General features: G+C 41.3%; 10 protein-coding genes and 1 tRNA gene. All 11 read right to left on the reverse strand.

The annotated features are described in order from the left end of the window. Nucleotides 1-263: 263 nt before the first annotated feature. Nucleotides 264-337: transfer RNA gene (locus O9316_RS01525), tRNA-Arg, on the reverse strand. A gap of 1 nt (nucleotide 338) precedes the next feature. Continuing rightward, on the reverse strand, nucleotides 339-587 hold the full coding sequence (locus tag O9316_RS01530) for a GIY-YIG nuclease family protein (RefSeq protein ID WP_298205198.1): 249 nt from the start codon (nucleotides 585-587) through the stop codon (nucleotides 339-341). A 96-nt stretch (nucleotides 588-683) separates the two neighbouring features. Further along, nucleotides 684-1,136, reverse strand: coding sequence for a GatB/YqeY domain-containing protein (locus O9316_RS01535; protein WP_298205199.1), 453 nt, complete (start codon nucleotides 1,134-1,136; stop codon nucleotides 684-686). A 125-nt stretch (nucleotides 1,137-1,261) separates the two neighbouring features. Continuing rightward, nucleotides 1,262-3,229, reverse strand: coding sequence for a cell division protein FtsZ (gene ftsZ / locus O9316_RS01540; protein WP_298205197.1), 1,968 nt, complete (start codon nucleotides 3,227-3,229; stop codon nucleotides 1,262-1,264). 34 nt (nucleotides 3,230-3,263) lie between these two features. After that, the gene (gene ftsA, locus O9316_RS01545; protein WP_298346910.1) at nucleotides 3,264-4,658 is read right to left on the reverse strand and encodes a cell division protein FtsA; all 1,395 of its coding nucleotides are present in this window, start codon (nucleotides 4,656-4,658) and stop codon (nucleotides 3,264-3,266) included. A 28-nt stretch (nucleotides 4,659-4,686) separates the two neighbouring features. Next, entirely contained in the window at nucleotides 4,687-5,415 is a 729-nt protein-coding gene (locus O9316_RS01550; protein WP_298205195.1) for a cell division protein FtsQ, read from the reverse strand. Beyond that, a complete protein-coding gene (gene murC / locus O9316_RS01555; RefSeq protein WP_298205194.1) occupies nucleotides 5,406-6,746 on the reverse strand; it encodes a UDP-N-acetylmuramate--L-alanine ligase in 1,341 nt (446 codons plus the stop codon). Before murC ends, O9316_RS01550 begins: the two co-directional genes overlap by 10 nt. Before the next feature lie 315 nt (nucleotides 6,747-7,061). Beyond that, the gene (gene murG, locus O9316_RS01560) at nucleotides 7,062-8,153 is read right to left on the reverse strand and encodes an undecaprenyldiphospho-muramoylpentapeptide beta-N-acetylglucosaminyltransferase (protein WP_298205193.1); all 1,092 of its coding nucleotides are present in this window, start codon (nucleotides 8,151-8,153) and stop codon (nucleotides 7,062-7,064) included. Nucleotides 8,154-8,155: 2 nt separating this feature from the next. Further along, entirely contained in the window at nucleotides 8,156-9,445 is a 1,290-nt protein-coding gene (locus tag O9316_RS01565) for an FtsW/RodA/SpoVE family cell cycle protein (protein WP_298205192.1), read from the reverse strand. Nucleotides 9,446-9,624: 179 nt separating this feature from the next. Beyond that, nucleotides 9,625-10,959 carry a UDP-N-acetylmuramoyl-L-alanine--D-glutamate ligase gene (murD, locus tag O9316_RS01570; RefSeq protein ID WP_298205191.1) on the reverse strand — a complete coding sequence of 445 codons (1,335 nt, stop codon included), beginning with the start codon at nucleotides 10,957-10,959 and terminating at the stop codon, nucleotides 9,625-9,627. A 1-nt stretch (nucleotide 10,960) separates the two neighbouring features. Beyond that, nucleotides 10,961-12,187: a phospho-N-acetylmuramoyl-pentapeptide-transferase gene (gene mraY, locus O9316_RS01575; protein ID WP_298205190.1), complete on the reverse strand. Its 1,227-nt coding sequence runs from the start codon at nucleotides 12,185-12,187 to the stop codon at nucleotides 10,961-10,963. Nucleotides 12,188-12,190: the final 3 nt, after the last annotated feature.

A 12,190-nucleotide genomic window follows, 5' to 3' on the forward strand; every position in this document is an offset into this window, starting at 1 on the left:
ACTTCATTATCAAACAAAAAGCCTTCAATAACTTTGTATAATCGGGATTTATCTTCCTGATTTAATTCCGATATTTGGGATAAAATACTGTCTTTCATAAAGCAAATATAATAAATATATTATTTAGACTAAAGCCAATAAATACAATATCACGAAAGGGATTCAACTCCGTTGATCCCTCAAAGCTCCGCTTTGAAAATAACTAGGGCGAAAAGAAATTTTAAAATAAATTTTAATTTCTTTTCGCCCTAGTTATTTATTCGTGACCGCGGAGGGATTCGAACCCCCAACCCTCAGAGCCGAAATCTGATATTCTATCCAGTTGAACTACGCAGCCATTATTTTTTGTCTAATATAGACTTTATATATTCTCTTCCAAAACCCGATTTAAAAAACTTTTCACGAGCTATGGCTTTCGCCTTCGTTTCAAATTCTTCATAATAAACCAATTCCCAAGGTATATACCCTTTTGTTGATCGAGTCTTTCCTGAGTTATGCTCTTTTAATCTTACTTCTAAATCACTTGCGTGGCCTTTGTACAACCTACCATCAACTTTACTACGTAATATGTATGCATAATAAACCATAGAAATCTGATATTCCCTGCCTGCCGGCAGGCAGGTATCCAGTTGAACTACGCAGCCATTATTTACTATTCTAAATTTTAAATTATGAATTATGAATTATGAATTTAAAAGTTTTTTTACTATGGTTGAGATTGTTTTGCCATCGGTTTTACCCGCTAAAGCTTTTGTTGCTAATCCCATCAATTGTCCCATGGAAGCCATGCCCGAAAAACCATTTTCAGCGATAATTTTTATTACCACAGCTTCAACTTCAGCTTCGCTCAATTGTGCAGGCAAAAACTTTTCAATTACAGCCACTTGTGCCAATTCAGGTTCAGCCAAATCCGTTCGCCCTTGCTCCGTGAAAATGGCAGCACTATCCTTACGTTGCTTCACCAATTTCTGCAACAACTTGATTTCATCGTCGACAGAAAGGGTATCTGAAGCCCCAGCTTCTGTTTTAGCCAATATAATCCCAGATTTAATGGCACGCAATGCTTCAAGGGCTACCGTGTCCTTGGCACGCATCGCGTTTTTCATTTCTTCCATAATTTGACTTTCCAAACTCATTGCTTTGTCTTTTAAGGGATTAGAACTAAGCGATTCTTCCATCGCCTATTTTCGGTGGCAAAGGTAAAAAAATAACCCGAAAGAAACAATTCCTCCGGGTTACCCATCTTTAATTAACTTATGATTTAATCTACATTATCGTGCAGGAATGAATTGTTGGAACGCAATTGAACATCGTCATTACTATCGGTTCCTATAGACATTCTTGACGTATTGGAGGTGGGCTGATTTGCTGACAAATCAACACCCATGCGCTTGTACGCTGGTTCATTTTCTAACTCATCCACACGTGATGGATTGTTGTGAAATTTATAATTAAACTCCTTCAACTTGCGACGACGTTCTTCGGCGCGCATTTTTAAAGTTTCCTCTATAGTCAACTCCACTGGCGACAACTCATCAGCAGCATATTTAGGCATCACAGGCTCAGCAGCCACTTTGGTGGTAAATTGAAGAGTTTCATCCACTTTCTCTTCCACTTTTGCAACTGGCTCAGTGGGTTTTGAAGTACCCAAAAGCTCATTTTCAATTTCCATATATTCTTCCAAAGAGTATCGAATGACACCTTGATCGACTTCCGTCATGGGAACAAACTCAATAGGTTCATTCACTTGAATATTTTTGGTTTCATCGGTCAAATCAAAAACTAATTTCGACGTTTCCGCTACAGGAGTTTCTGCAACTTGCAATGGCAAATCAAACGTCAACGTCGCTTGTGTTTCTTCAGCAAAAGAAATGGTTTGTGATTCATTTACTTTGATTTCTTGAACCGGCGTCACAGGTGCTGTAAAACCAAAATCCAAATCCTTAATAGGAGAAACAATTTCAAAAGTAACGTCCAAATTACGGATGAACTCATTCATCGGAATCAATGCATCAGCATCAACTGCTGGCGTGAACACGGGAGCAACCACCTCTTCTTCCAACAATTCAAAAACCACTTTTTCCGCTACTGGAGCCGAAGTTTCAAAAACAGGAGTAATTGGCGTTTCAACAGGACTTTCAAAAACGGGTACCGAAGGCTGAATTAAGTCACGCACTAAACGCTGCTCGTCTTCCAAAGAATGAATAATCTTTTTAGGCTCTGTATTCACAATCTCTGCTTGCTGATCGGTGGTAAATCCTGTTGCGATAATAGTTACCGCAATAGCTTCTCCCAAGGTTTCATCTTCACCAACCCCCATAATGATGTTGGCATTGAACCCTGCTTCTGCTTGAATATGATCATTAATTTCACCTATTTCATCGATGGTAATTTCACTAGTCCCTGAAACGATAAGCAACAATACGTTTTTGGCACCATTAATTTTGTTATCATTCAACAACGGCGAATCTAAAGCGGCAATGATGGCATCCTTCGCACGGTTATCTCCTGTCGCAGTAGCCGAACCCATAATGGCCGTTCCACTGTTGGATAATACCGTTTTGGCATCTTTCAAGTCGATATTTTGCGTATAATGGTGTGTAATTACTTCGGCGATTCCACGTGAGGCGGTAGACAAAACCTCATCCGCTTTGGAGAACCCCGCTTTGAAACCAAGATTTCCATAAACCTCGCGTAATTTATTGTTATTGATAACGATGAGCGAATCAACTTGTTTGCGTAAACGTTCAACACCAGCCATAGCTTGTTCCGAACGAACTTTTCCCTCAAACTGGAAAGGAATTGTCACAATACCGACCGTAAGAATATCACGTTCTTTGGCCAATTGAGCAATCACAGGAGCAGCACCCGTTCCTGTTCCACCTCCCATACCGGCAGTGATGAAAACCATTTTGGTGTTGCTGTCCAACATTTTTTCAATTTCGGCAATACTTTCAATCGCAGACTGCTGACCTACTTCAGGATTGGCTCCTGCGCCCAGCCCTTCGGTCAACCCAACACCCAATTGGATTTTGTTGGGAACAGGACTGTTTTGCAAAGCCTGCGCATCCGTGTTACATACCACGAAGTCTACCCCTTTGATTCCTTGTTTGAACATGTGGTTGATGGCATTGCTTCCGCCGCCGCCAACACCGATTACCTTAATAACATTTGATTGGTTTTTAGGCAAATCAAATGAGATGCTTCCAAATTCTGAGTTGCTCATCATACGATTTTGGTTTTGTTTGTATTTTGCTGTCTACTTATTCTGCGTTATCTAAAAAATCTTTAATCTTATCGACATAGCGATCAAAAAACGATCGTCGTATCGTACTTTCGGTACTGGGTGCCTGAGGCGTTGTTGCTACGGGCTCTTCTACTTCTTGAGTCGTGGGAGCCATTGGCTGTACTTCATTGACAGGGGTAATTGGTGCAACAGGTACTGCAACAGGCTGCGGCGCTTGTTGTAATTCAATACGGTAAGCACTTTGGGTATTGTTGGCGACACTGTTCATCACCAACCCCACGGCTGTAGCGTACAATGGACTTGAAATTTCCTCGCTAGAATTTCCCGCCAAATGTTCGTTGGGATACCCAATACGCGTATCCATTCCCGTGATGTATTCTACCAATTGCTTGACATGCTTCAACTGTGACCCCCCTCCGGTCAATACAATCCCCGCAATCAATTTCTTACGCGGATTTTCATGGCCATATGCCTTAATTTCGGCAAAAACTTGCTCGATAATTTCAACCACGCGGGCATGGATGATTTTGGACAAGTTTTTTAATGATATCTCTTTCGGATCACGTCCACGAACCCCGGGAATCGATACGATTTCATTGTCTTTATTTTCGCCAGGCCATGCTGATCCGAATTTTACTTTCAATAATTCGGCTTGCTTTTCGATGATGGAACAGCCTTCCTTAATATCCTCTGTAATCACATTACCACCAAAAGGGATCACCGCAGTGTGACGAATAATTCCATCTTTGAAAATGGCCAAATCGGTTGTTCCCCCTCCGATATCAATCAAAGCAACCCCTGCTTCTTTTTCCTCCTGACTCAATACGGCATCTGCTGATGCTAAGGGCTCTAAGGTAAGACCCGACAATTCAATGCCCGAACTTTGTACACATCGCCCAATATTTCGAATAGAAGACGCTTGTCCTACCACTACATGAAAGCTCGCTTCCAAACGACCCCCATACATTCCGATGGGTTCTTTGATATCGGATTGCCCGTCAATTTTGAATTCTTGCGGTAAAACATGGATGATTTCTTCACCGGGCAACATAGCCAAACGACTTACTTGATCGACCAACAATTGAATGTCCTTTTCGCTAATCACCTCTTCTGGATTACTGCGAATCAAATAATCGGTATGCTGGATGCTACGAATGTGTTGCCCAGCAATCCCAACCACAACATCATTGATTTTGTAACCGGAATTCTCCTCGGCTTCCAATACCGCTTGTTGGATCGATTGAATGGTTTGGGTAATGTTGTTCACCACCCCACGGGAAACGCCCAAACTTTTGGCTTTTCCAATGCCCAAAATTTCCAATTTCCCATACTCGTTTTTCTTTCCGATCATGGTCACAATCTTGGTTGTTCCAATATCTAATCCTACGGCAATGCTTTCTTTCGGGTTCATAGTTCAAAAATGGTCACTTACTGTTTGTTTATCGGGTGCATACAACTTGATGGATAAACCGTAAATTGATGCGTTTATATTTTTCTAATGTACTGTCTTTAACCGCTTTTTGGAAGAAGGCTTTGTAATTCAAAAACTTTCGTTCCGGGTGCACCAATTGCCCAAATTCAATGACAAATGGGTGATTGCGCGAAGCCATTTCCAGACTTTTATCGTTTAACACGCGTACACTAATGATATTTTTTTTCAAAAATGGATCCTTCTGCATCATCGCCATCACTGCGGTAAGCTTTGGCATCACTTCATTTGTGATTGAACCTGTCAATAATGGTACTCGAGCAGTGTAATGGCTGGATAAAGGCATTTGTTCTCCATTTTTATCCAAATAATACGACGTTTCGCCTACCAATACGCGCGCTACAGGCGTTCGTTGCACGACTTCAGCCCGCAATACTCCATCAACACTTACGTAAACCTCTGATTTCTCAACCATTGGATTTTTATTGACAGAAGACTCCAATTTATCCAAATTTAATTGCTCTTTAGTAATGCTTCGCAGGTCACTTTTATTTTCTATTAACAATTTATTAACCGTTTCCTGGCGCATAAAACTGTTGCTTTCTCCTACAAAAACAACCTCTGTTTTTTGCAGCGATCGACGGCCATTTCGCAGGGAGGAAAAAGCATACAAAAACCCCGCCAATCCTAGGATAAGCACCAATCGTATGGTGGACCAAGTGTTGCTATTTATTCCCATAATTTTTTAATTTCTGGCACCATTTCTCCGATATCGCCGGCTCCTATTGTTACCAACACGGGGGCGTTTATTTGTGGGATTTGTAACCTCAGTGCTTCTTTGGTTAAAAGTCTTACCTCAGAAAGCGTCATTTTGCTCATTAACCACGCCGATGTTACCCCTTCGATAGGCAATTCTCGAGCGGGATATATGTCCAATAAAATGACTTCATCAAACTGGGACAAACTGGTTGCAAAACCCTCAATAAAATCCTGTGTTCGGCTGAACAAATGAGGTTGAAAAATAGCCGTCACCTTTTTCCCGGGATACAATTCACGAACCGCTTGATGTACTGCATTAATCTCTGTCGGATGATGCGCATAATCGTCTATATATACCTTCGCTGGGGTTTTAATTTGATACGAAAAACGACGTTGCACGCCTTGAAATGAAGCCAAAGCTTTAGCAATGGCATCGGTTGGGGTGCCGTAGGTATAGGCCATTGCTAAAGCAGTTAAGGCATTCATTAAATTGTGATGTCCGGGTAACCCAAAGGCAATATTTTGAAGATTCCCAGTGGGTGTTTTAACATCAAAAACATAGGCGCTGTTTTCCACCCGAATGTTATATGCTGTAAAATCGGCTTTTTCATTAATCCCCAACGTTGTTCCCTCCAACGGCAATCCTTTGGGCACAAACAAATGCTTTGGATTGGAAACTTTAGCCGCAAATTCTCGAAAGGATTCTTCTATAGCCGAAGCATCACCATAAATATCCAAATGGTCGGCATCCATTGACGTTACACAAGCCAAATCAGGATGTAAATGCAAAAAGGAACGATCAAATTCATCGGCTTCAACCACCGAAATTGTTTTACCTTGACCAATCAAATTGGAATGGTAATTCTCTACAATTCCACCTAAAAAAGCAGTTACATCAGCTCCGCTTTCATAAAGAATATGACCCAAAATACTTGACGTAGTCGTTTTTCCGTGCGTTCCTGCTACCGCAAAACAATAGGTTCCTTGGGTGATTAAGCCTAAAACTTCTGCCCGCTTTTTGATGACATAGCCTTTTTCTAATAAATAGTTCCATTCCGTGTGGTTTTTGGGAATGGCGGGCGTGATGACCACCAAGGTAGTGTCTTTGGTGAAGGACGTTGGAATCGCTGCAATAGCATCTTCAAAATGAATAGGCATCCCCCCTTCAACCAACTCATCCGTGAGCCGCGTTGGTGTTTTGTCGTAACCCGCTACTTTTTTTCCAATGAATTGAAAATAACGCGCTAGGGCACTCATCCCGATGCCACCGATCCCGATAAAATAGACGTTATGGATTTGGTTTAGATTCATGTTACTGTTAAAATTCAATGTCAATTTCAAAAATCAATGTCAATTTCAAAGTTCAATGTCAATTTCAAAAATCAATGTCAATTTCAAAAATCAATGTCAATTTCAAAAATCAATGTCAATGATATTCATTGCTATTCAATGCTATGACCCTTTTCATTGCCATTGCTATTGTTATTTTTAATTGTCAATGCTATTGTCATTGCTATTGCTATTGCTATTCAATGCTATGACCCTTTTCATTGTCATTGCTATTGTCATTGCTATTGCCATTTCTATTGTTATTTTTAATTGCCATTGCTATTGTCATTGCTATTGCTATTGCACCAGTTTTATTATTTCTTCAACGATATCCCGTGTTGCATTTGGCTTTCCAAGTTGTTTCATGGCAGCGCTCAATTGCTGTTGTAGCGTTTCATTTTTCAACAAATCGGCAAAAGTGGCTTCAAACTTCTCTTCCAATTCCATTTCTTTCAACAATAATGCACCGCCTTTATCGACAATGGCCTTTGCGTTTTTGGTTTGATGGTCTTCTGCTACATTGGGTGACGGAATAAAAACGGTTGGTTTTCCTACCAAACATAACTCCGAAACCGATGACGCACCAGCTCTAGAAATCACAACATCAGCAGCGGCATAAATCAGGTCCATACGGTCAATAAACGCAGTGACTTGAACATTTGGTTTTTCATTCCAATGCTTGTATGCTTCAAAATAGAGTTTCCCACATTGCCAATACACTTGAACCCCTTGTGCCAAGAGAAAATCCAGTTCTTTGGCTATCAATTGGTTTATGCGACGGGCACCCAAACTTCCACCAAGCACCAGTAGTGTTTTCTTGTTTGGGTCGAGTTTAAAATACATTTGCCCTTCTTCCCGTTTATTCGATAATTCAAGTAAATCTTGACGCACGGGATTCCCTGTTAAAACAATTTTCTCTTTGGGAAAAAAACGTTCCAAATTTTCATAGGCCACACAAATCGCATTCGCTTTTTTACTTAACAACTTATTGGTAATCCCAGGATAGGAATTTTGCTCTTGAATCAAAGTAGGAATCCCTTTGCTGTTGGCCATTTGTAATAAAGGGCCGCTGGCAAATCCTCCCGTACCGATGACTACATCGGGTTGAAAGCGCTTCAAAATACGTCGGGATTTCCATAAACTGCTTACCAATTTAAGTGGAAACATCATGTTTTGCAATGTGAGTTTTCGTTGTAATCCTGCAATCCACAATCCCTCGATAGGATACCCTGCTTGTGGCACTTTTTGCATTTCCATTTTATCCTTAGCCCCTACAAAAAGAAACTCAGCATCAGGAAAGCGTTGTTTTAAAGCATTCGCAATGGCAATGGCCGGATAAATATGTCCGCCCGTTCCCCCACCGCTTAAAATGAATTTATACTTTTTCATGGCTAACGATTTAAAACAGCATTCATGGGATTATCGTCTTCATTTTGGCCTTGGGCACCTGCGCGCTCGGCCTCCGCTTCTTCCAACAATTGCTTATCAATCAAACGTTGCAAAGCTTCCTCTCGACGTTGTTTCTCGGCTTCCTCTTGCGCAATTTCCTCTTCTTTTTTGGTTACACTCAATATAATCCCCAAAGCAATACAGGTCATCCATACCGAGCTCCCTCCCGAACTGATTAAGGGAAGGGTTTGCCCAGTTACGGGGAGCAATTCAACCGCTACCGCCATATTGATTAAGGCTTGAAAAACAATAGGAAAACCAAGACCGATAACCACCAATTTGCCAAAGAGCGAATTGGCTTTGTGTGAAGCTATCACAAATCGGAAAAGCAAGAGCATATAAAAAAACAGTATGGTCAATCCGCCCATCAACCCGTATTCTTCAACGATAATAGCATAAATAAAATCGGAAGACGATTGCGGCAGAAAGTTTTTTTGGACACTTTTCCCGGGGCCCAATCCATACACATTCCCCGAAGCAATCGCTATTTTGGCCTTTTCAATTTGATAATCGTCCTCGCCGGGTTTGTCGGAGGTGAAGTTTTCAATACGACTCTTCCAGGTATCGACGCGGTTGGGGAAAGCTTTGGGAAAAGCTATGACTAGGAGTACAAAAAACGAAGCTGCTGCCACCGCTAACGCCAATATAAGTCCGATATACTGCAACGGATACTTCCCAATAAAGGCAATCATGAGTACCATAGCAAACAACAAGGCTGCCGTGGAGAAATTGGCTGGAAAAATCAATCCTAAGGTAATGAAGACCGGAAGCCAAAGATCAACCAATGAATTTTTAAACGTGAGTGGTGTTTCCCGATTTTTGGAGAGGTAACGTGCCACATACACATACAACACTATTGCTGCAAAGGTTGACGTTTGGAACGAAATGCCAAGAAACGGAATTTGAATCCAACGACTTGCATTAGCCCCATCGATTACGGTTCCTTTGACAAGTGTATATCCCAAAAGCACCCAAACAAAGGGCAATGCTATTCGAGATACCCCTCTGAAATAATGGTAAGGTACTTTATGTATTTTATAGATAATAAAAAACCCAATGATGATATGCACTGCATGCTTAATCAGGTAGGTAAGTGTGTTTCCGGTGCCATGGCGCATGTAGGCCAAATTACTACTGGCGCTAAATACGGGCATAAAGGAAAACACCGCCAAGAAAGCGACTAGCGCCCAAATGACTTTATCTCCGTGCAAGCTGTTAATTAGGTTTTTCATGGGTTATTTTAATTTCTATCTTAAATACGAACCGAGCAATTGATTATCTGCTTGCATTGAAACGACAGCAATGCAGCATGGCATGTACCCTTTTTATCTCAGTCCCTTCAGCAACCTCTTGTAAAAATTGATTTTTGAGTCAAAAACCTCAAGTTAGCTTTTACAATAAGAGTGCATTTCTATAAATTCCGAACGGCATCTTTAAACTGACGCCCGCGGTCTTCGTAGTTTTCAAATAAGTCAAAACTTGCACAGGCGGGTGATAACAAAACGGTATCCCCTTTTTCAGCAATATGCTTGGCTGTATTCACTGCATCACGCATGTTGTCTACTTCCACCATCATGTCAACGATGTTGCCAAAAGCATCGATAATTTTTTTATTGTCAACTCCAAGACAGATAATTGCTTTTACTTTCTCGTTCACCAAAGCCATCAACTCGGTGTAATCGTTGCCTTTATCCACACCCCCAACAATCCATACCGTAGGTGTTGTCATGCTTTCCAAGGCAAAATAGGTCGCATTAACGTTGGTCGCCTTACTGTCGTTGATATATTGCACATTTTGGATTTTCAACACTTTTTCCAAACGGTGTTCTACCCCTTGAAAATTGGACAAACTTTCCCGAATGGTTTGTTTGCGAATACGCATCAGTTGAGCCACGGAAGTCGCTGCCATGGCGTTTTTTAGATTGTGTTTTCCTTCCAATGAAATTTGAGCAGTTTCCATCATGAACTCCTCTTGGTTGATGTTGATTTCCATAATTTTGTCGTTTAAATAAGCTCCGTTTTTTAGCACTCGCGTTACCGAAAACGGAATGGGTTTTGCATTGATTTTATTATTTTGAAGCCACTGGCTAATGGCTTCGTCATCGTTGTCATAAATGAGGTAATCGTCCTCCGTTTGATTCATTGTAATCCGAAATTTGGAAGCGATGTAGTTTTCATACTTGTACTCATAGCGGTCCAAATGATCGGGGCTGATGTTGGTAATGATTGCAATATGGGGTTTGTAATGCACGATGCCATCCAATTGAAAACTACTTAACTCCAACACGTAGCAATCGTAATTTTCCTCGGCCACTTGCCATGCAAAACTTTTCCCGATATTTCCGCCCAAGCCCACATTCAATCCGCCTTCTTTTAGCAAATGATAGGTAAGCATTGTGGTGGTCGTTTTGCCATTGCTTCCTGTGATTCCAATGGTAATCGCATCGGTATAGGGATACGCAAACTCGATTTCTGAAATGACAGGAATGCCTTTTTCTACTAACTTCCTCACGATGGGCGCTTTATCAGGAATCCCCGGACTTTTCATGACCACATCGGCGTTAAGAATCAAATCTTCCGTGTGTTGGTTGTCTTCCCACGAAATTTGGTATTGGGTAAGAACGTCTTTATAATTTTGCTTGATGGCTCCAAAATCGGATACAAACACATCGTATCCTTTTTTCTGACCCAATATGGCAGTTCCAACGCCACTTTCGCCCCCACCAAGCACAACCAATCGTTTCATTCTAGCGTAATTTTAAGGTGACAATAGCAACAATAGCGAGCATAATCGTAACAATCCAAAAGCGGGTTACGATTTTACTTTCATGGTAGCCTTTTTTCTGATAATGATGGTGCAAAGGCGACATCAGAAAAACGCGTCGTCCCTCGCCAAATCGTTTCTTGGTGTACTTGAAATAGGAAACCTGAATGATCACCGAGGCGCTTTCAGCAAAGAAAATGGCACACAAAACGGGCAATAGCATTTCTTTTCGTACAGAAATTGCAAGTACAGCAATGATTCCGCCGATGGTAAGACTGCCCGTATCGCCCATAAACACAGATGCGGGATACGAATTGTACCAAAGGAAACCGACCAAGGCACCCACAAAAGCTGCAATAAATACTGTCATTTCTCCCGAATTAGGGATGTACATTACATTCAAATAGCTTGACAAAATGATATTCCCAGAAATGAAGGCAAATATCCCGAGTGCGAGTACCGATATCGCCGAAGTTCCTGCCGCGAGACCGTCAATCCCGTCGGTAAGATTGGCGCCATTGGAAACCGCCGTGATGATAAAAATCACAATCGGAATAAACACCAACCAAGCCCATTGGTGGTAATCGTCGGTGAATGGCTTTAAAATTTGTGCGTATTCCAATTCATTATTTTTCATGAACGGAATGGTCGTTGTGGTTGATTTGATTTCTTTGGCTGCGGGTGCAATCGAGTTTTGCGTTTGATTGAATGTGACAGGGGCGGTCGATTTTTCACGTACCGTTACACCCGGATGAAAATACAGGACTGAGCCAACTATCAATCCCAAACCGACTTGACCGATTACTTTAAAAATTCCTTTTAAGCCTTGTTTGTCCTTTTTGAAAATCTTAATATAATCGTCTATAAAGCCAATGGTTCCCATCCAAAGGGTGGTTACCACCAAAAGAATAACATAGATGTTATTTAATTTGGTCAACAACAAAACGGGGATAAGTGTTGCGATAATGATAATTAACCCTCCCATTGTTGGCGTTCCTGCCTTTTGTGTTTGCCCTTCCAAACCCAGCTCTCGAATGGTTTCACCCACTTGTTGGTTACGTAAAAAAGTGATGATTTTCTTGCCGTAAATGGTAGAAATCATTAACGAAAGAATGAGCGCTAAAGCCGAGCGAAAGGTGATGTATTGAAACACCCCTGCGCCAGGCACATCCAATTGTTTATCGAGGTAATCAAATAAATAGTAAAGCATGGG

The organism is Flavobacterium sp. (genome assembly GCF_027533505.1).
Taxonomy (GTDB): Bacteria; Bacteroidota; Bacteroidia; order Flavobacteriales; family Flavobacteriaceae; genus Flavobacterium.